This is a genomic window from Chryseobacterium viscerum, assembly GCF_002899945.2.
Lineage (GTDB): Bacteria > Bacteroidota > Bacteroidia > Flavobacteriales > Weeksellaceae > Chryseobacterium > Chryseobacterium viscerum.
Window position 1 is genome coordinate 522,610 of record NZ_PPEG02000005.1, and the last position, 20,464, is coordinate 543,073.

General features: G+C 32.4%; 23 protein-coding genes. 5 read left to right on the forward strand and 18 right to left on the reverse strand.

What is annotated here, in order from left to right; all coding sequences use genetic code 11:
• Positions 1 to 93 precede the first annotated feature (93 nt).
• From C1634_RS14340 to pdxR, 3 genes are all read right to left on the reverse strand, one after another.
• Positions 94 to 1,251, reverse strand: coding sequence for an alpha/beta hydrolase-fold protein (locus C1634_RS14340; protein ID WP_109738650.1), 1,158 nt, complete (start codon positions 1,249 to 1,251; stop codon positions 94 to 96).
• Between the two features lie 144 nt (positions 1,252 to 1,395).
• Positions 1,396 to 2,889, reverse strand: coding sequence for a BspA family leucine-rich repeat surface protein (locus tag C1634_RS14345; protein ID WP_109738651.1), 1,494 nt, complete (start codon positions 2,887 to 2,889; stop codon positions 1,396 to 1,398).
• A gap of 266 nt (positions 2,890 to 3,155) precedes the next feature.
• Complete coding sequence (pdxR, locus tag C1634_RS14350; RefSeq protein WP_109738652.1) at positions 3,156 to 4,604, reverse strand: MocR-like pyridoxine biosynthesis transcription factor PdxR; 1,449 nt, start codon at positions 4,602 to 4,604, stop codon at positions 3,156 to 3,158.
• A gap of 115 nt (positions 4,605 to 4,719) precedes the next feature.
• Here pdxR and C1634_RS14355 point away from each other — a divergent pair, with 115 nt between their 5' ends.
• On the forward strand, positions 4,720 to 5,055 hold the full coding sequence (locus C1634_RS14355) for an antibiotic biosynthesis monooxygenase family protein (RefSeq protein ID WP_103234795.1): 336 nt from the start codon (positions 4,720 to 4,722) through the stop codon (positions 5,053 to 5,055).
• Between the two features lie 27 nt (positions 5,056 to 5,082).
• A complete protein-coding gene (locus tag C1634_RS14360) occupies positions 5,083 to 5,490 on the forward strand; it encodes a GNAT family N-acetyltransferase (protein WP_103234796.1) in 408 nt (135 codons plus the stop codon).
• A gap of 70 nt (positions 5,491 to 5,560) precedes the next feature.
• On the opposite strand, the gene C1634_RS14365 is transcribed toward C1634_RS14360, so the two are convergent.
• From C1634_RS14365 to C1634_RS14390, 5 genes are all read right to left on the reverse strand, one after another.
• Positions 5,561 to 7,945: a TonB-dependent receptor gene (locus C1634_RS14365; protein WP_103234797.1), complete on the reverse strand. Its 2,385-nt coding sequence runs from the start codon at positions 7,943 to 7,945 to the stop codon at positions 5,561 to 5,563.
• Positions 7,946 to 8,197: 252 nt separating this feature from the next.
• On the reverse strand, positions 8,198 to 9,004 hold the full coding sequence (locus C1634_RS14370) for a GLPGLI family protein (RefSeq protein WP_109738653.1): 807 nt from the start codon (positions 9,002 to 9,004) through the stop codon (positions 8,198 to 8,200).
• 35 nt (positions 9,005 to 9,039) lie between these two features.
• Positions 9,040 to 9,975, reverse strand: coding sequence for a hypothetical protein (locus tag C1634_RS14375; protein ID WP_123921461.1), 936 nt, complete (start codon positions 9,973 to 9,975; stop codon positions 9,040 to 9,042).
• Between the two features lie 231 nt (positions 9,976 to 10,206).
• Positions 10,207 to 11,172 carry a grasp-with-spasm system ATP-grasp peptide maturase gene (gene gwsG, locus C1634_RS14385; protein ID WP_109738656.1) on the reverse strand — a complete coding sequence of 322 codons (966 nt, stop codon included), beginning with the start codon at positions 11,170 to 11,172 and terminating at the stop codon, positions 10,207 to 10,209.
• 144 nt (positions 11,173 to 11,316) lie between these two features.
• Complete coding sequence (locus C1634_RS14390) at positions 11,317 to 11,502, reverse strand: hypothetical protein (RefSeq protein ID WP_103235646.1); 186 nt, start codon at positions 11,500 to 11,502, stop codon at positions 11,317 to 11,319.
• 281 nt (positions 11,503 to 11,783) lie between these two features.
• On the opposite strand from C1634_RS14390, the gene C1634_RS14395 reads away from it, so the two are divergent.
• On the forward strand, positions 11,784 to 12,167 hold the full coding sequence (locus C1634_RS14395) for a hypothetical protein (protein WP_103235578.1): 384 nt from the start codon (positions 11,784 to 11,786) through the stop codon (positions 12,165 to 12,167).
• A gap of 194 nt (positions 12,168 to 12,361) precedes the next feature.
• Positions 12,362 to 13,060: a hypothetical protein gene (locus tag C1634_RS14400; RefSeq protein ID WP_103235577.1), complete on the forward strand. Its 699-nt coding sequence runs from the start codon at positions 12,362 to 12,364 to the stop codon at positions 13,058 to 13,060.
• A 104-nt stretch (positions 13,061 to 13,164) separates the two neighbouring features.
• Here the strand turns inward: C1634_RS14400 and C1634_RS14405 are convergent, their stop codons facing one another.
• From C1634_RS14405 to C1634_RS26030, 3 genes are all read right to left on the reverse strand, one after another.
• Positions 13,165 to 13,755 (reverse strand): methyltransferase domain-containing protein, encoded by a 591-nt coding sequence (locus tag C1634_RS14405; protein WP_103235576.1) that lies wholly within the window; start codon positions 13,753 to 13,755, stop codon positions 13,165 to 13,167.
• 216 nt (positions 13,756 to 13,971) lie between these two features.
• Positions 13,972 to 14,487 carry a RidA family protein gene (locus C1634_RS14410; protein ID WP_109738657.1) on the reverse strand — a complete coding sequence of 172 codons (516 nt, stop codon included), beginning with the start codon at positions 14,485 to 14,487 and terminating at the stop codon, positions 13,972 to 13,974.
• A gap of 186 nt (positions 14,488 to 14,673) precedes the next feature.
• Positions 14,674 to 14,958: a bacteriocin-like protein gene (locus C1634_RS26030; RefSeq protein WP_165835330.1), complete on the reverse strand. Its 285-nt coding sequence runs from the start codon at positions 14,956 to 14,958 to the stop codon at positions 14,674 to 14,676.
• 448 nt (positions 14,959 to 15,406) lie between these two features.
• On the opposite strand from C1634_RS26030, the gene C1634_RS14420 reads away from it, so the two are divergent.
• Positions 15,407 to 16,195, forward strand: a complete 789-nt coding sequence (locus C1634_RS14420; RefSeq protein WP_109738659.1) for an XRE family transcriptional regulator — start codon at positions 15,407 to 15,409, stop codon at positions 16,193 to 16,195.
• 309 nt (positions 16,196 to 16,504) lie between these two features.
• Here C1634_RS14420 and C1634_RS14425 read toward each other — a convergent pair whose 3' ends face one another.
• From C1634_RS14425 to C1634_RS14455, 7 genes are all read right to left on the reverse strand, one after another.
• Positions 16,505 to 16,825, reverse strand: a complete 321-nt coding sequence (locus C1634_RS14425) for a hypothetical protein (protein WP_103235685.1) — start codon at positions 16,823 to 16,825, stop codon at positions 16,505 to 16,507.
• A 342-nt stretch (positions 16,826 to 17,167) separates the two neighbouring features.
• Entirely contained in the window at positions 17,168 to 17,524 is a 357-nt protein-coding gene (locus C1634_RS14430; protein WP_103235642.1) for a hypothetical protein, read from the reverse strand.
• Positions 17,478 to 18,116, reverse strand: coding sequence for a hypothetical protein (locus C1634_RS14435; RefSeq protein WP_103235641.1), 639 nt, complete (start codon positions 18,114 to 18,116; stop codon positions 17,478 to 17,480). The genes C1634_RS14430 and C1634_RS14435 overlap by 47 nt, the downstream gene beginning before the upstream one ends.
• 228 nt (positions 18,117 to 18,344) lie before the next feature.
• Positions 18,345 to 18,719, reverse strand: a complete 375-nt coding sequence (locus tag C1634_RS14440) for a hypothetical protein (RefSeq protein ID WP_123921463.1) — start codon at positions 18,717 to 18,719, stop codon at positions 18,345 to 18,347.
• 141 nt (positions 18,720 to 18,860) lie between these two features.
• Positions 18,861 to 19,166, reverse strand: coding sequence for a hypothetical protein (locus C1634_RS14445; protein WP_123921465.1), 306 nt, complete (start codon positions 19,164 to 19,166; stop codon positions 18,861 to 18,863).
• 106 nt (positions 19,167 to 19,272) lie between these two features.
• A complete protein-coding gene (locus tag C1634_RS14450) occupies positions 19,273 to 19,770 on the reverse strand; it encodes a hypothetical protein (RefSeq protein WP_103235590.1) in 498 nt (165 codons plus the stop codon).
• A 56-nt stretch (positions 19,771 to 19,826) separates the two neighbouring features.
• Positions 19,827 to 20,234, reverse strand: a complete 408-nt coding sequence (locus C1634_RS14455) for an RHS repeat domain-containing protein (protein WP_317047495.1) — start codon at positions 20,232 to 20,234, stop codon at positions 19,827 to 19,829.
• Between the last annotated feature and the right edge of the window lie 230 nt (positions 20,235 to 20,464).

Consider the following 20,464-nt stretch of genomic DNA (forward strand, 5'->3'; position numbering starts at 1 on the left):
AAGACGTCATTCTCATTTGGCTAGCCCTCTTATCTATTATAATTTTAATCATAACCAATTATCACTCAAATAGTACTTCAGTTTAGCTAACTTCTATTTAATTATTTTACGCAATTCAATTTCTAAATCCTTCTTATCCTTTTCGTTGTACAATTCAGAAGTTGCTAATGAGTTGGTGAATTCTTTGATCGTTTCAGAGTAATCCTGTTTTAATTGGATCTTAGCCTTTATAATATTTAAATAAGCCTCTGAAAAGTTTGGATAAGAATCTGTCAATATTTTCCAAGCTTGAATGGCTTTGTCATATTGTTTTTCATTATAAAAGTACCAACCTTTTCCATTTAAAATACCCAGTGAAAAATTGAGTTTTACGCCGTAATTGGACTGTATTTCTTTATCCAATGATGATTTAATACTTAAGTCTGTTTGTTTATTTGAAATATATTTTGCCTGAATTGCAGACCACTCTTCAAATATTTCATAAAGAGCTGTATTAATAAGTAAGCCTGGCGTTGCATTATGATCTGCATTTTTAAACCTATACCCTTTTATATCTAAAAATGGATTGTGAATATTCTTAGTGACTGAATCCATCTTAACGAAGTCTTCAGGATAATCGTTTCCAATTCCATAGCGATAATACTTTTTTATAGGAAAAGAACGCTTATTTAATTGACTTATTGAATCTGTTAGGTCAACATTTTCCTGAGTAAAAAACGGGCTCATAGAAATAATTCCATTCAAATCAGCTATTCTTGAATTAAATAGAGATGTTGTGAAATATCCATATCTTGAATGACCAATCAACAACCTAAAAGCAGAAGCTTTATAATCTCTTTCAGCAAGGGGAATTAACTGTTCAAAAATAAATTTTTCATTCTCAAGGGCAAGTCCGTTTGGGTCAGAAATTTTGTACTGTGTTTCAAGATAGCGATATCTTTGTTCCGATTCAACACTTATTATGATAGAGGAAGGAATTTGTTCATTACTCGTTAAATAGTCAATTGTATTGAGGATATAATTATTACTCCTTTTATTTTGTTTATCGAATACAATAATTAATGGGAATTTGTTCTTAGACTTCTTTTGCCATTCTATGGGAACCATTACAGAAATTTTTTTATCAAATCCCAGACTTGTTGACTTTATTATGGTGTCTTTTAGTATTTTATATCTTTCGTAATTCTGGGCAAGCAATGAAGACGTTGCGGAAGTGAAAATTAAAAGAAATAGTAAATACTTTCTTATCATGGCATATTAGTTAGGACTCAAATTTATGGATTGTGCTGATAAAATTTGTAATAATGCTAATGTTTTTTTCGATTTTACCCATAAAAAGCTCCAAAATCCGTAGACTTTGGAGCTGATTTTATAAGTAGCCTTTCAGCTGATCTGTTATTTCTTGATTATTTTAGTGAAAATATGATTTCCTTTTAACAGATAATTCCCTGATGGATAACCAGTAAGATCAATACTATTTTTCCCTTTATTTAAAGTCATATTTTTAATGATTTTACCCGTGATATCGTATACATAAACATTTTCGTTTTCAGTAGACTCCACAGTTATCACTCCTGTTGTTGGATTGGGATAAGCCGGAGTTGTTATTTTTTTTGAAGTTTCTACTGTTGATAAAAAACAACCGGAATTATAGGAATCTCCAATAATTGTAAAACCTTTATTAACCAATTGAGCTCTTGCCATAATGGCTTGTGGTGTAGAATAAACGAGTCCCGTTGCATCAATGTTTCCAGATGTAATGGTTGAGTTTGCCCATGCAGGATTATTATTCAGAGCAATTAGAAAATTACTGTAATTCGTACATGATAACCCTGAGTTTTTAAATCCAAAAGACATTGAATTCCCTGCAAAGTTTTGAAGCTTGATATTCCAGGTAGAAATATCCTGGTCAAAAAGTAAAGCACCATTAAACATATTAAATCCGGCAAAAGAACTGACCTTACTTACATCCCAGTTTCCAATGGGTTGATTGAATGATACAGCATTTTCAAACATATACTCAAAACTCGTTACTTTACTTGTATTCCAGTTATTAAGTGGTTGGTTAAAGGCTGCAGCATTAGAAAATACATATCTAAGATTAGTAGCATTTTTTGTATTCCATGAATTTAATGGCTGATTAAAAGCTACAGCATCCTTGAACATTACAGAGAAGTTGGTTCCAGCTGCTGTATTCCAGCCAGAAATATTTTGATTAAAAGCAGCTGCAAAAGAAAACATTCCACTAAAATCTGTTACATTCGCTGTATTCCAGGTTCCGATATTTTGATTAAAAAGCTTTGCTCTGCTAAACATGCCATTCATATTGGTAATTGTACTTGTATTCCAATTAGAAAATGAGTTATTTCCAGCCAAAGACGAACAATTAAAGAACATTTGTGATAGATTGTTTATTTGTGTCAGATTGGGGGTATCTGAAGCTGTTACGTTAAGATTTGGACAACCTGCAAATGCTGTATTAAATTGCTGAAGCCAAATAATATCTCCCCATTGGCTAATTTCAGTAAGTTCAAGATTTGCATTAGGATTTATATAGTCTGGGCTGGCTCTAAATCCATAAAATAATCCACTGCCATTTGATACTTTCAATTTATAGGTGGCTTGGAGAGGATTTGTATTTAAAGATGTCCCAAAAGAAATCGTAATCGGACTGCTGCTGTTAGAGGTTACAGAATTCATAAGTCCACTATGCTGAGGATAGCCTACTTCTTCCCAGCTAATGGTGTAGCTTGTTCCAGTGCCGCCAAAAGTTATTGAATTATCAATGGTGCCATTTACATTAGGTTTCCACAAAGTAATAAATTCAGTCTGCGCATAGGAAATGAAAAATAAAAAGAGAAAAATGATTATTAATTGTTTTTTGTACATACTTTAAAAAGAGTTTTAAGGTTAAAATTTGATTTACTAAGACAATAAATTTCCCGGGATTCTTTATCTTATTTCTACTATAAAGATAGAGACGCACAGCGACAGAACTTGTCGTATTAAAACAAATAACCTCTTTTTTTTAAGTTTTTTTTTGATTAATTTTTATAAAAATAAGCTTGGTAAAAACCACCCGAAATGATGATTGTACTCTTTAAGAACCTTTGGATAAAATCGATCAAATGCTCTTTTCTTTTAGAGGATCTTCCCTATTCTGTGGTGAGAATTTTCTTTAATAATAAAATAGCTTCCTCCAGCTCTTTCTCATTCATTGAAGCAAAGCCAAATCGAAAAGCATTTTCTTTCTCACAGATTCGTTTGATTTGTAATTGTGAACTCATTTTCAATGTATTAATGTTGTATGGATGTTTTAATTGTATCCAGACTGAAAGACCACCATCTGGTAAAGAAAAAGATGCGTAAGGTCTTAGATGATGATGCAAAAGTGTATTCAGATAATCTCTCCGTTGATGGTAACATTTTTTTGTTTTCTTCAGGTGCCTTCCTAAATCTCCATTTCTAATCAGTTCAGCCAACGCATTTTGCATATATCCGTCACCACCAATATCAATCACTTTTCGTAAAGTGAGAGCCTCCTGGATAAAATTTTTAGGAGCCACCATAAAGCCAATACGAATGGAAGAACCTATTATTTTTGAAAAGGAACCAATATAGATGATGTTCCCTTTATGGGCTCCACTTGCCAAAGGTAAATAAGGCGAGGAGGAATAATGATAATCATAATCGTAATCATCCTCAATGACTGCAAACGAATACCGGTTTGAAAGCTCCAATACCTTCATTCTTCTTTCCACGCTCAATGTTACCGTTGTAGGATAATGATGATGAGGAATGATATATAAGGCTGCTACCTTGTTCCTTTTACATATATTTTCGAGAGCATTGATGTCTAATCCGTTTTCATCTACAGGAATTTCCACAACAGAGGCTTTTGTCTTTTCAAATGCACTGTTGGCAATAGGATATCCTGGTTTTCCTAAAATAATAGTGTCTCCTTCCTGTAAAAGCAATTGAGCTGATAAATAAATACTCATTTGTGCACCATGGGTAATCAATACATTATCAGCAGAAATATTCAATCCTCTTGTCACAGATAAGTATCTGGACAGCTCTTCTCTTAATTTTAATGTCCCTTGACTTATCCCGACCACTGCATTTTTAATTGTAAAATTTTTCGAGGTATAGCCGCGGTAAATTTTCAACAATTCATCTATAGGAGAAAGGCGAATATCAGGATGCCCATCATCAATAAGTATTTCAGGAGCCGCAATGAGTTCCTGCTGAGACGGATCTTTCTTGGATGTGTGAAGTGGAAGGTTGAAATTATTTTCATACGATACAGATGAATCCTGAGCATTCCATTTTTGTGGTTTTAGATTGGGAATATGTTCAGATACCCTGACTTGTTTCCGTGGAATAATTGATATCCAATCCTGGGCATTGAGCTCCTCATACGCAGCTGTCACAGTCTTGCGGTGTACACCCAGTATTTTTGCGAGTTCTCTGGTGCTGGGAAGAGGCATTCCAGTGTTTAAATTTCCATTTTGTATAGCATTAATAATAGATATCGCGATCTGTCTGTAGACAGGAAGCTTTTTTTCTTTGTCGATACTGATGATATGTTCAAACGGAAACATTCTGGACTACTTTATATGTTCGATCTGGAGTACAAATGTAGTCCAAATTAAATATAATTTTGTCCTGTAAATCAAAATAGTTTTTGAGAAATAAATTTTTAATTGAAAGTAAAATATGATAACCGTAATATTTGAAGTGGTCCCTAAAGAAGGGAAAAAGGATGAATATTTAGATATAGCAAAGCCCCTAAGATCAGAGCTGGAAGAGATTCCCGGGTTTATTTCCATCGAACGATTTCAAAGTCTTGTGGATCCTAAAAAGATCCTCTCCCTCTCTTTTTGGGAAAATGAAGAAAGTATAAAAGAATGGCGCAACAGAACCACGCACAGGAATGCACAGCAGGCAGGACGAAACTCTGTGTTTGAAGATTACAAATTACGGGTAGCTTCAGTAATACGAAATTATGGAATGTCTGAAAGACAGGAAGCTCCATCAGACCATATTTTCTAAAATAATAATAATTAAAAAAGATAAAAAATGATTACCTATCAAATTGAAGAAAAAATCGGAATAGAAGAATTTACACATGTCCTGATAAATTCTACATTAGGAGAAAGGCGTCCGATAAACGAACCGGAAAGAATAATGGGAATGCTGCAACATGCAAACCTTATCGCAACAGCACGTGACAATGGAAAATTGATCGGAGTATCTAGATCATTAACTGATTTTGCATTTTGCACTTATCTTTCAGATTTGGCAGTTGATGAGAATTACCAAAAGAAAGGAATTGGAAAAGAATTGATCCGGTTGACAAAAGAGCATACTCCACAAGCTACACTGATTCTATTAGCAGCACCAAAAGCTGAGGGTTACTATCCTAAAATCGGTATGAAACAATGGGAACAATGTTATCTAATAAACAATATAGAAGATTTGAAATAATGAAATACCAATAATAAGAAGAAGACATGTGTATAAAATGCATGTCTTCTTTCAGGTATAATAATAGGGTTTATATTGTGATTTTAACCCCTACTGAAATATTAATTCCAGGAAGCGGACTTAGAAATTTTAATTGAGAGTTTTGAAGCCTCGCCTCAGAATTCAGTAGATTATTTCCTATAATATAATATTCCAGATCACCGATACCTAAACTGCTGTCTTTATATGCTAAACGGACATTCAGTAATGAAAATGCTGGCATAGGAAGCTCAGGATTAATATTTTTCCCTAAATATTTTTGTTTTAAATAATGATCTAAACTTAGATTCAGGCTGAAGTTCTGTATATTGCCTTCCAGATTGAACCCAAAACGGCTTGTAGGCATATTGGGCATATAATCCCCATCGCTCCATTTTCTTATCGAGCTGTCGGCTACACTTATATTTCTCACCAGATCATAATATCCACCTATCTCCCACTTCCCTATTTTCCCCAGATCTGCTTTATAAGCTGCTTCTGCTTCAATTCCGTTGATTTCTGTATCATCAGAACGCCATTCTTTGACAAGGAAAACTTCCCTGGAAAGCCCCGTGTGGGCAAGATAAATGTAATTTTTATAAGACGTATGGTACCAGTTGGCTGATACTCTGAAGTTCTTTAGGTTTAAGCCCCCTCCTATTTCAACCGTATTTGCGGTTTCCTTATCCAGCCTGTCATCACCATTTTCTTCTGTTAGAATAGCAAAATGATTGTTTCCTGAGTACAGTTCGTTCACTTCCGGAGCTCTTTCGGAATGATTGTATTGTACTTTCAGATAGCCTTTTTTGAAGATATTCCATTGAGCAGCACTATGGAATTGGTGAAGGGTAAAGTCTCTATCACTAAGTTTTCCGCCGGAAAGTCCACGACTTCTGACATATTTATTATCTGCTTCTGCCCTGCGTTGTACGTGATCGTTTCTATAGCCAAGATCCAGTTGAATGATATTAAAATCAAGATGTTGCATCGTAAATACTCCGATTTCCCGGCTTATAGTATTGGGCAGATATCTCTGGGCCCCACTTCCTTCCATATCTCTGTATTGCACTTCAAAACCTGTGGTTCCGGTCAGGAATTTTAATTTCTGCTGTGCAATTTCCAAACGTCCATTGTGTTGGTTCACAGCAAACTGATTGGCTCTGAAGCGGTCAAGAAGTTCTGCATTTTTGGAGAATACTCCCATATAATTTAGCTTGATACTGGAAATTGGGGAATGGGTAAATCTGTAACCTGTTTCAAACATCGCTTTATGGGATAAACTTCTTATATTGATGGGAAGGTACTCTATTTTTTGCTGTGGCTTTCCATGAGTATGTGTGGGGATTTTGGGCATTGCATACCCCGGGACTCCAAAATAGGAATAAGAGTTTTGATAAGCTCCACCTGCATAAAATGATTTCCCTATATAGCTTGTTCCGACATAAAATGAATTGCTTTCCGAATGACTGTTGGGGATTACTCCGTCTTTTGTCTCTACATAATCCCTGATTCCGTTTACTTCACTTTTATAACGGTCTTTTGACGGATCCTGGCCGGGAACGTACAAGTCATTTTTTGGATTGGGATAATTTTTACCGTCAACAGGATTATAATAGGTAGAACTGAAGGTATAAAGATCATCTTCTGACAGTTCATAGTCTATCATATGATCTTTAGCAAACTGACTGATGAATGGGAAAAGACTTTTGTTCAATACCCTTCTGGAATCCACATCTATCTGACATAGTGACTGTAAAATACTGTTGAAACCTACCAATGCCGGATCATAACACCTGTCGTCTTTAGATTTTCCAGGAATTGTGACCCTATCCTGTTTGTGATTGCTTCCTCCTACAGCCCACACCCAGTTTTTAGCAATGATTCCCCGGGCTGAAAATGCCTGTTTCTGTCCACTGTTGCTTCCTCCCTCAAGAAGTCCTCTTACATTTAGCTTTTTATCCGGTAACTGTCTGGCGATATAATCGGTTTCAATATCAATAGCGCCTCCAATAGCCTTTCCCCCATATAAAACTGATGCAGAATTCTTGTAAACAGTAATGTTTTGAACACTGTTCATCTCTATATCCGTATTAAAATCGGGGCTTATTCCGGAAAGATCATTCACTGCCGTTCCATTTTCCAGTATTTTTACCCGGTTTCCACTCAGACTTCTGATCACAGGAGTTCCGGAATTGGGACCATATCCCGAATTTTGTATCCCGGGAATTTTACTCAATGTTTCTCCTAATGTATTGGATTGAATAAAATCCAGCTTTTTTCTTGAAATGTTTACAGAACTGTAATTGGTTTTCCCCTGTATCTGGATAGATTCGATGTCTTTTACGGTTTTTTTTCCAGAACTGAGTTTCTGCGCCTTCAGAATGGATGAGGAATACATCAACGTGCTTCCCATCAAAAAATAAACGGTCTTTTTCATGTGCATATACTTTAATGATCCGGCAAAGCTAGATAATTAAATTTATTAATGCAACAATGTTGCTTTATTGGTTTTATTTAAAAACCTACTATATCAAGGTAAAATATTGAATTACAGTGCTGTGCTTTTGATTTTCAGACTCTAGGTTTTCTGTAAAAACATAAAAAAACCGCTCTAGAAAGAGCGGTTTTTTAAACCAATGCTTATGTATATCAATCTTTGTCGTCTGGTTTGTAAAGTTTTAAACTTATATTATTTCGGATATTTTATAGCCTCCGATACCTCTATTGGGTTGTTGTATTGTTTCAAACGAGATTGGATTGTTTTTGTCATTTCCCTGAAATCAGGCTTTACCTCTTTACCTTTTTCATCTATAAATTTTGCTTGCACATTTTGTGATTTCATTTCTCTTAAAGGGTCATTGTAATAATCTAAAAATACTTTTTGTAACTGCTTTTGTGGAATAGTAAGGGCTTCTTTATACATATTCTCAAAATCTAAAGTATCAGATCTTTTCTTTATTGAATATAGGCTAAACTTATAAGAACCAGTAGAATCTTCCATCTGAACAATTAATCCCGGTAAATTTCTGAATATATACGGCCCTGCCTGAATGGGCACATCCTGAGTGTACCAAGCCTCCCAAGTCCTTCCTTTGTATGTTACAATAGCTTTTCTACATAAGTAAGTATCTATTTTTTTTGTTTCGGATTTTAGCTCCCAATTTAGTTTTACCAATTCTTTTATTTTGTAGACATCACTAATAAAAAAATAATATTTAAAACTTACATTTTCCTCATAATTAATCACTGAAAAACTATGATCTCCTATAGCCGGCTCTTTAGATCCTGTACTTCTAAGTGAATCCACTTGGTGTTGTTTTTCAGCCAAAAATTTAGATTTACCTCCCTGAACAAAAAGGATCATATTTTTATGGGTTGTCTCGGAACTTAAGGAATCTTCTTTATAAGTAAGTTGATAATCAATCCGAAAATTTTGGGCATAAAAATGAGAAGACAAAAAGATGAGTATTAAACTTTTTAAAACTTTATAATGCATAATAAATAGAGATTTATTATTTAATTTTTGATCTTTTAATTAAATTCTGTGGTGTAAGGATTATAATTGCAGTCCACTGTATATCCGGTTTTACCTTTCACCGGAATATAAGCTGTTGTGCAGCAAAACCTGAATTCACAAACATTACACGGTTCAATTTCCTCTCTTTTAATATTCCATAATTTTGATAATTTTTTTACAGTGTTTGTTCTTATTTTTTCAAAATCATCCAAAATATTTCCGTAGCTGTTTTTATCTGAAAAATTATATTTTATATTTCCATTCCCATCAATAAATATAGTCTTAAACAATGCTAAATTATAATTTTTTGCCACATTATAGGCATTAATACCTATGGCGATATCGTACAGATTGAATCGTGTTAAAAATAATTTAGAATCATCACAGGTGATATAATTTTTAATAATATCATTATTTTTTAGAGATCGTTTTTTTGGAGAATTAAATATGGTAATAGAGGTGATCCGTTTATTTTCATACACTTTCTTATTTATTTTTTGGTATGGAAAAGACAGTGATATATTAGATACCCTGGAATATTCCAAAAATGATAATACTTTCATTAATTGTTCCATACCATTATCATTATCAATATGAAGGTGCAACCTTTTAACCCCTAGTTGTTGAATGTTTTTCGAAAATGTATCTATATTATCATAAATATGTTGTGATAATATAACCGTTGTAAAAAGGATTTCGGAGGTATCTTCATTGTTGCTTATATCAAATAAATCGGGAAAAGATGAGTTGCTGGAATAAAAAATAAATTCTTTCTTTTCTAAAAAAGTCAAATATTCTTTTGCCGTTTTATGTCCTTGATATTCTTCCAAAACATCACTTACTTTTCTTCCCCTGATATCTTCTACAAAATCTATTAAGGTATTGGGTATGAATTCTATAGTTTCTCTTTGGATATCATATATAGTACTTCTTTCAAAACCTTTTACCAAAATACAACAAGAAAAGAAGTGAATATATTTGTCTTTATTGTTCTGTATATAAATTGATCCCATCTTTGTATATTCTTAAACAGTGTATTTCTGATTGATGAATAGATGTCGTGATTTGTCTACTCAGATTATTTCTTCTTGCCTTTCTGGTATTGGGAAAAGGAAAGATATTTGAAAAAACAACAGGAAAGAATTCCTTCTTATGTTTTAATTCTTTTATTAAACTTTTTTTCATGTATTCATAGTTTTGAGACAATGAGCGACTTCATAATGAAGATTATAATTACAAGGCAATGAAGTCATTCTAAACTGACCGGAAGGATTCACTTCCAAAAAATAATATTCGCCGTCATCGGCTTTTATCATGTCTACAGAACCTGTATTCAATCCTATTTTTTTCATCAAAGCAGATATTTTTTCATCTACAGAATCAGGAAGACTATAAGACACATATCTATTAGGACTCTCGTAGTTGACTTGTCTGTAATCTGTTTTTGTTTGAGCATCATTTTGAGAAAATATAGCCATACTGTAATTCTTTCCGTTCAGATGGAAAATCCTAAGCTCATATTCTTTGTTGATCATTTCCTGAAATAAACTTGGAAAGAAATTTTTATAGCTTTTGATTTTTTTCTCGCTTAATTGAGTGGTGAAAAAAAAGAAAGCTTTATCATCAATTCCAATGACCGATCCTTCATTGATCGATTTACTGATATAAGGCTGGTCGTAGTTTAAATTATCTGAATTGTTCGTTATATACGTTTTAGGAATTTTAATGCCTATTTCATGTGCGGCCATTAAAGTTCCTATTTTAGTCATTGACTCTAGCTTCTGATAATGATTAAGCCATTTTTTATCCTTTAAAAATTCAAAAAAGATATTTAATGTTGATATATATTCTGATTCCAGATAATTTAATAGTTCTATATTTTTTTCTGTTTTTATATTTTCTTTATACCTGTTAAAGAAACCGAATTTCCTAAACCAAACACATTTGACTTCTGACATGTCCACTTTTCCAAAAAAATTATTCTCTACAATCAGTTTAGGGTGTGGCTGTAATTCAACATACATTTTTGTTTTTCCGGTAAATAAATCTAAGTCGTTGATTCTTATGTGCTTTTCACCAAGAATAGACAGATGTTCCATTACCCAATTCGTATCATCATCATTGGGAGTAGATAAAATTAAAATCATGTTATAATAATTTGAAAAACGATTGGGGAAGTAAATGAGATGAATTGAGATGGGTTTATTTGAAAAGACCCTTCCCTATGGATTACAAAAAAAGACAAAAAAAGTCACCTCAATACATTTGAGGTGACCATTTTTAGCTTGTTACTACTTACGATCCCAAGATGAATCATCAGCTGTACCACCATTATAAATAAGGGTAATACATTTTGCCATTTCAGCATCTAGAACAGCTTGGTTTTGTAATCCTGCATAAACAGTTTTTAAATCACCCAATTTTTTACCTTTTAAGGATTCTAGGGATTTTTTAGAATTTTGATTTTCTTTTTTCATGGTTAAAATGTTAAAGATTAGATTTCAAATGTATATAAAAAAATATACTAACTCTAACAAAGTGTGATCTTTTTTATTATGTTAAATCCTTTTGTATAAGGGATTTGAGCGATAATTCAAAAATAAGTGATCTTTTTTATCAATACTTAAATTAATGTTTTAGACACTAAAAAGTGTGTTATCATAGGGGTTAAAGACCCTATATGATCATGTGAAAAATACTTCATTTTACAGATTAATTTTATATTAGTAAAAGCTAATAATGAGATAAAAAAATTTTCATGAACAAAATATTTCTTCCATTTTTATTGTTTTCTTTAGTAATAAATGCTCAGAATTTTAAATGTAAATCCGCACACATTGGAAAATTTCAGGTAGATAATGGCGAATATGGAATTACAGTCATTGAAAGAAACAGTACATCCCAGATTGAAACAAACGAAAAAATGGGGTATAAAGCACGGTATGACATCAGCTGGATTAATGATTGTCAGTATCAATTAAAAAACCGAAAAGTCATAAAAGGCAAATCTCATGAAGGAAGTACTCCTGATGACGTATTAATGGCTACAATCCTAAAAGTTGTGAATGAAAAGGTCTTCTTACGACTTAGTTCGAATTTTTCTGATGAAGTAATGGAATGTGAGATGATTAAAATTAAATAATCCAGATCAAAAATCATGATGGCGATACAGGTTGTTCGTTTAATATTGTTTAAAAAATTGATTTTCTTCTGAGCTAATCTTTATACTGGCCATTGTAGTAAAAAATACGGATCTTATTTTTTAGTTAGAAATACGGTGTTTTTTCATTTCTTATTCTTCTAAATTTATCAAAATATTAAAAAAATAAATTGATTATGAAAAAAAGTAATGAAAGGATACATGGTTATAATGCCATCTATTACAACAATGCAGCACCCAGGTTTCACTCTTTTGATTTGGTGAATAAGCGACCGACAAATTTTATCAACAGGCAGGTAAGCATTACATCAGGTGAAAATGGAATTCTGGACCATCAAGGGCATATTGTGCCTCAAAATATGCTTGATCTTATCGTAGATCCCTTGATAAAGGAGATGGGGAAATGTACAGATGAAGATGCAGTAAAGAATTTTATAAATGCACAAAAGAATACTTATCCATGGTTACAGCTTGTTTATGATTATGGAAAGCAAATTAGTGATCGTACTCCCATGTTTGATTTTGATGAAAATGATCCTGAAGAGAAGCTGCGGGGCTTTTTTTCGATCGTAATATGGAATCCGGTTAATATCTGCCGGGCACCGGAAGATAGCAGGAGAAACAATTATCCCGTTGATAAAATTGATGATCAGGTTGCAACTTATCTGAGTAAGCATACGGCAGAACAAGGAGTACATGCAGCATGGCTTTTGAGCTTGCAAACACTTATAGCTAATAAGGATAATAAGAAGACCCTAAACGATTATATCAATGAATGCTGTAAGACACTTTCAGAACAAGAGAAATCAGGGTTTGGTTATTATTCATTTCCCTGGAAAAAAGACAGTAAAGGAGTCCTGTTTCCAGATAATTAATTCAATGAAAAAAAGTATTAACTATAACTTTACATAAAATACCCGAAAAAATTCAGGGTATTTTTTTATGAAAACATTCTCATGCTTTTTTATAGAGTCCACCTCTATTTTTCCCAAAAGTTTAATAATCCATTACAGTCTGTTGCAATTAGGTTGAAACTGCTTGGAATTTCGTCCCATTTGCTCCAATACGTTACCAGACGTGTGCCCGCAGGAGTTTTGTCGAGCTGTTCTTTTACATACTCGGAATAAGCAAAATATAAATCTTTGTCCGGAACTATGGTATTATCAATGAGAGATAATGTATCTATATTTTCGTAAAAAGAATTAAAAAAATAGAATGCATCGTAGTTGGAAAAAGAGATTTCATTGATATTGGAATGTATAAATTCTACATTCGTAATTTTATGTTTGTCTGCAATTTTTTTTGATATTTTGGTAAGAGATGCTCTTTGCTCGACCCCAAAAAACATTCCTTTTGTAGAAGCGGCACCCACCAGACAAAATTTTCCGACACCAGAGCCAATATCCAATATCTTACTATTGGGTTTTTCAGCAAGATACTCAGCAGCCATTTTTGCTACGGCAATTGGGGTCCAGTGCTGGCCTGCCAGTTCTTTGATGTGTACGGGATATAGGTTATTAAAGGTACTGTCTTTAACATCAATATTTAATTTGATATCATTAAAAATCATGCGATAAGGTGTATATATTCTTCATTAGTAGAAACTTCATTGGTGTCAATCCAAAAATTATACAATCCCATGAAACCTATTGTATAGAATTCAAAAAGAATTATAATGGGCAAAGTTACTCTGAAAATATTACAAAGCCTTGATATCTAAGAATATTTCAGAATAACTTATGGTATATACACTACAGATGCTTCACTCGAGATTTTATATAAGCGCTTATTCTGCTTTGTCTTTCTTCATAAAAGCTACAGCATCTACTTCTATCAGCATATTATCAAGTGCTAATTTTGGAACCGGGATTAAGGTACTTGCCGGAAATTGATGCCCCTTCCATACTTTATGAATTTCTTCAGACCATATTGTAAGCTTTTCCTGGTTATGATCTACAATCAGAATGGTAATTTTCAGGACGTCTTTCACTTCTAATCCATATTCAGCCAGTACAGTTTTTAAGTTCTGCAGTGAGATTTTAACCTGGGTTCTGAAATCTTCAGACAGATGATGATTCAATCCTTCACCTCCGCTTTGTCCGGATATGAATACATACTTTCCTTCAGATTCGGCAGGTGCTGCGGAATGAGAAAAAGCATAAGGTGTCGGATCAAAAAGAGTTTTTGGATTTTTGTATTTGATTGTATTCATATTGGTTTGCTGAGTGTTGCTGGTTGTGTTTTGTGAAAATGCCAGAAACCCCATACAGAGCGCCGGCAAACTTAATACTATAGATTTCATTGTATTTCTCTTAAAATTATTAAAGCAAATGTAGACTGCTAAATTGTAAGATCCCTTTACATATGTTGATCGTATTTATTTTTAAGAAAAGTAAATTTGCAGATTTTCATCGCATGTACTACCTGTGCATAAAAATACCGCTCTGAAAAGAGCGGTAGAATTTTTTTTAATGTCGAAACTTACTGATTAGCAAGTAGAACCACACTCAAGTAATTTGATGTGGATTACACCATTCACAACACATTGTGTTTGGCATAAAGCGTTAGTTACAATAGTACCTACACCACCTACTACTCCACCTACTGTAGAACCTACACCGCCAACAACACCGCCAACGACTGTTCCTACACCTCCTACTACACCACCGATAACACCACCTAGTCCACCTAGTAGTCCACCGATTGGATCTAGTAATCCGTTACCTGAAATAGTTTTTAATTCGTTTCTGTCCAATTTTTTTAAGTTTTTCATAACTATAATTTTATATGATTATTACATCACGAATATATGAATAATAAATGCATGATTGCAAGTTTTTTTTGAATAAATTAATTAAATATTTATATAATTTAATATTTCATTAATATAAAGTATTTTTAATGAAAATATCATTTTTATTTATATCTGATTGATTTTCTAAATGTTAAAAATAATAACTCAATTTGTGAAATTTGGAGTTATTATTTATGTATCATATTCTATTTATTTATGATTATTATTTAAATCTTATGATATGCTCTTTATTTACCCCAAAACGAGATTTTTGTACCCTGAAAATTGATTGTGTGAAGCCCTTGAATTCCCTTTTTTTGAAAAATGGGAACAATGAAGTTAAATTTCTTTACTTATGATGGTAAAACCTGTCATAGTTATTGATAACGAATTCAAATTTTGTATTTTTGCTGACATACTTTTATCAATGTCAATTTTTTCAAATAATATACGCTTTTTAAGAGCCAAGAGAAAGCTCTCTCAACAGAATGTAGCTGATGAACTGATGATCTCAAGAGTCCGCTATTCCAAATACGAGAATGGGATATCAGAACCACCTATCGAACTGCTGGTGAAAATCTCCAAATATTTTCATGTAAGCATTGATCTTATGCTGTCGGTAGATATTCAGAAATACCCGATGGATGATATGCTGAAACTTCCGGATAACAGAATCGTTCTTCCTGTGGCTGTAGATACTCATGGGAATGATACCATAGAAATTATTCCTCAAAAAGCTTCCATGGGATATCTTGAGGGGTACAGTGATGTGGATTATATTGAGAGCCTGCAGCGTATTGCCCTTCCCTTTCTGAATAATGGGAAATATAGAGCTTTCCCTGCAGATGGAGACTCTATGCCTCCATTCAGAAACGGTTCTTATATTGTAGGAAAATATGTAGAAGGAATCAACGAACTAAAACCGGGTAAAACCTATGTTTTTGTAACCCTGAATGATGGTATTACTTATAAACGTTTTAAGGAAACAAAAGAAAATACAATTTCTGTAAGCGCTGATAACTCTTTCTATGAGCCTTATGATATTCCTTTTGAAGAAGTGGTGGAAATCTGGCAATATGCTTCAGGAATTTTCCCGGAAGACTTTGAGCCTGGTGATTATGAAAGCTATAACTTTAAAGAAATGTTCCGTGAACTGAGACAGGATATCAAAGATCTTGACAAAAAGGTTTCCGGACGACGACGTAAGCAGTCTTAATATTGATATAAATCTTACTTATATAATAAAAAGTACCGTATCTGATGATATGGTACTTTAAGTATGAGATTATGATTCAAGAATCTCGATTAATTCTTTTTCTTCAATTTGTACTGCAAAATCCGTTACAGATCTACCTTATTGATCTTTAAGATTTATATGCAGAATTTCCTGTTAATATATGATACCCCTTATGTTTTAATCCATACGGATAATACAATGGGCTCTATTCCTGCTCTATTTTTAATGTAGCTTCTGCAATAGCTTTTTATTCTATCAACTCAAAGTCACAGACTTTGCGTAGAACGGCTAAAAATAAAAATGTATGCTAGTTTCATATAATAAAGCCAATTCAAACATTCTATTGATTTTATCTGAGCTATTAGAACTTTTTTTTAATTTATTCAATGAATTATGTATAGAATCTAAATTTGTAATATGCTCATCTTCAAACTCATCAATATTACTATTTGATATTTTATTAATTAGAATAAAGACTCCACTATTCCATAATTCCTTAAATTCATCATTTGTTATACTTAATTCTACAATCTGCTCTGGGCTTGCTGTATCGTAATCCAGCGCAATTTCAGCTTCTTTATTTTTTGGAACAATAATTTTTTTTGACATGTTTAATCAATATTATTAAAATGAATTGCTTTCGCTCAAGTACTTTCATATAAAATATTTCCAGTAGCTTGTCAAAGCTTTTTAATTAATCCAAATTGAACTTGAGTCTTTTCTATTAATCAGTATAATTTTCTTTGTTTTGTGAAAAATACACAACTGGCAATATCAATAGTATTAAAATTTTCATGTTTTGAATTTTAATTTATTTATCCATTACTTTTAGTTTTTCCCAAAAGTTTTTGACTGTTTTTTTAATTTGGTCTTCATCTTTTTGCTTCTGATTGACACAATTATTAAAACTGAACAAAATTATAGGTATAAGTATTAGTTTAAATATTTTCATTATTGTGGAATATTTCTAAGATTTTTTTCAATTTGTTTTTGTTTATCGTTTAGCATTTTTTTTATTTGATCTTGGGTTGGACGAATAGGTAATTTATTTGCTTTTAAAATAGTATTACCATTTTGAATAATCGATGAATTTGGCATTAAACCTTTAGTAGATAACGTACCATCATAAACATAGTTTATAACATCATTTCTTGTTTGTCTATTCATTTTAATACCACTATTATCAACAAGACCTATTGCCTGCCCCATGAATTTTGCATTTCCTTCAACCAGATTGATATCTTTCGCTGCTTTTACATGGTCATCTGTACTTTTTAGCAGCAGGTATATCCATAGCCATAAAAGCATTGTTCATCAATTCCTTTACACCATCTGCTACAGTAGCCAATTTTTCTTTAGCTTCAGCTAATTTATTTGAACCTGTTGTTTCAACTCCTTGTTCTCCCATACTCTCTGTTTCCGCATTTTCCATTGTTGCGCCTTCAGGTTTCGCTCCATTATAGTTATAAGAATTTAGCTTCAATCCTGTTTCCCCGGAACTTATTCTTGGTACTGTGGGATTATATCCATTTGTTGATAAACCAATATCTGCGGCTGTGAAAGATGGCCTTCCAAAACTGTCTCTCTGTGAAGCCGGAGCTTGTTTTACAATCATTTCATTTCCACGAATAGCAAAATATCCTGAATTATTTCTAAGTAATTCTAATCCTTCTAATTCAATACCCATTCCTATCATATTTTCCTGAAATGCATATGTGCTATTATGAGGAAACTTCTCCGCCAAAGGATCAATCCCAAAAAATCTACCCATAGTCGGATCATAATTTCTCCATCTGTAAGAGACCCATCCTGTTTCCATCTGCTTTTCTTGTTCCTGAGAAAAATATGCATAGTTTGGAGATATTGAAAGAGAAGTACTCAGATCCCATCCAAACTCCAAATCGAAAGGATAAAAATGAGTCGTTCTGTCTATCTTCAGGTTACCGGAAGCATGCCTGTCTGATGTTCCCTATCTGATCGGTATAATTGTAAGTATATTCTTTTTCTATAAAAACAGGCAACCATTTAGATTACCTGTTTTTAAATTATTTTATTTATAATTTTCTTTGTCAAAGCCCATTAATAATGGAAACCAACATTTTTGAAACATAATAAACTTTAACTACAATTAACTTTTATTATCAATAGTTGTAGTGATAAAATAAAACATTAAAATCCCTACTATAAGCATTAATATAGGAACAACATAAACATTTATATTAATATATTGATAATCATAAGAAGCATCTTTCAAAAGCTTTCCAATCAACTGCATTATAGGAGCAATAATTAAAAAAATTATAGTCCATATTTTTAATATTAATTTAACTTTCACATATCTCACAAAAATCAATATCAATAAAAATATTTGTATGATTATTGGAATTATTATGAAATAATCATGACTTATAAAAAGCATATAAGTATTATACACTAAAAGTATAGCAAATAATAATATTAGCGTATAGTAAAAAATGATAGAATTAAATTCAGCTTTTTTCATAATTATTTTTTATAGTTTTTTCGTCAACTACTTTTTCCGCAGACTTTGATACAACAGTTGCTGTTCCTAGATGATTTACATACAGGTAAAATACTTACTTCCAAAAAATTTAAAAATTTTAATTAAAAAAATATGACTGTGTTAAAAACAAATAATTTCTATTCTATTATTATTTCTGCGTTTAAATTCATTTTTTCCTACACAAAATATAGGGTATTTATCCCCACAATTCTCTACTTCAATCATGTTGCTATTGAGATTAGCCAAATTTAACTTTTTACTTAGATTATCACTTAAACTTTTGGTATAGGACATAGTTCCTCTTGAAGCACCTCCAAAAATGTGTATTCTAATTTTAAATTTTTTATCGTTATTTCCTTTAAGAAAGGTAAATAGTTGATTTATTTCAGTCTCATCAATAAATCTACCATCTCTATGTTTAAACATATTTAATAGTATAATATCATTTGATTCAACTTCTTTAGGGTATCTAAATTTTAAATTTTGAGACCAACAGTTTATAGAAATAAAAAATAGGAATAAGACTAAAAATTTATTTATGTAGATAAGGAATCGCATTTGTATGTTGTTTAGTTACTTTATTAGGATTAATGATTCTTGGGGAATTATACTTATGATCTTCACCACTTGTTCCAAATAATGTAAATCCCCATTTTACTGTAAATGAAGCTTTACCATTGATAATCATAGAAGACTGTGCATCCCATTTTACTGCCGAAGATGAGTTTTTATCAACTTTCTGTCCAAAATATTCTCTTTGAGGAGTATCATGGAGTGTATTAAGCTTTGGTACATCAAAATATTCAGGTTTTGTAAAGTCTTTTGATCCCTGAACAAGACCTTCGCCGTCTAATCTCTCATCTAAAACTCCAGGCACAGAACTCATTTCACTTCCATTATAATCGGGAGTATTGGATATATAAGTTTGAAACCATCCAGAGCTTGAACTCTTATTTTTTGGTATAAAAGTCATAGTGATTTCTGGAGCTATAAGACCATCTTCACTACTATTTTCTACCCAACTATTCATTTTTGGCGATCCAGATCCGTTAGTAAGATTATAAGTACTAGAATCGTTTTTATCACTTACATAAGAAAAGTTTTTTTCTTTGCCTTTATAATTCTTATTAAATTCTTTTTGGCTATTAGTATTATTATCCCAAAAGACATCCCCTGTTTTTTATCCTTAATCCATCCCAAACCTTCTCTTCCATCCGGATCAATAAATCTAATCGGATTATTAAAAGCATAATTATAAGGACTATATCTCGTCATTTTCTCTGCCAATGGATCAATAACACCCCATCTTCCAATATCAGGCATATAAAATCTTGCTCCATAATCATACATTCCACTTTCCTGAAGTTCCTTACCATTGTACTTGTAATTCTTATAACTAGCATTTCCAGTTTTCAGATGGTTCATCCCAAATGGGTAATAATCATTAGCATCTGTGATTTCAAGAGCTCCTGCGCTGTCTTTGACAAAACTCACACGGATATTTCCAAGGTCGTGTTTATATTGATAAAAATAATAGTTTTTAATAATGAAAGAGCAAAAACCAGTACAATTGCAGTGGTTTATTTTTATCTACCGGCACGAGCGAGACGCTCGCCTTTACTTTGTACTTGTCAAAAGGGAGTAAATTTATTAAAAGAAAGCAGGGGTGAACTTGGACGCTCGCTAAGTAAGACTCTTCTGGCGCATTAGTCCTCTGCTTCCTT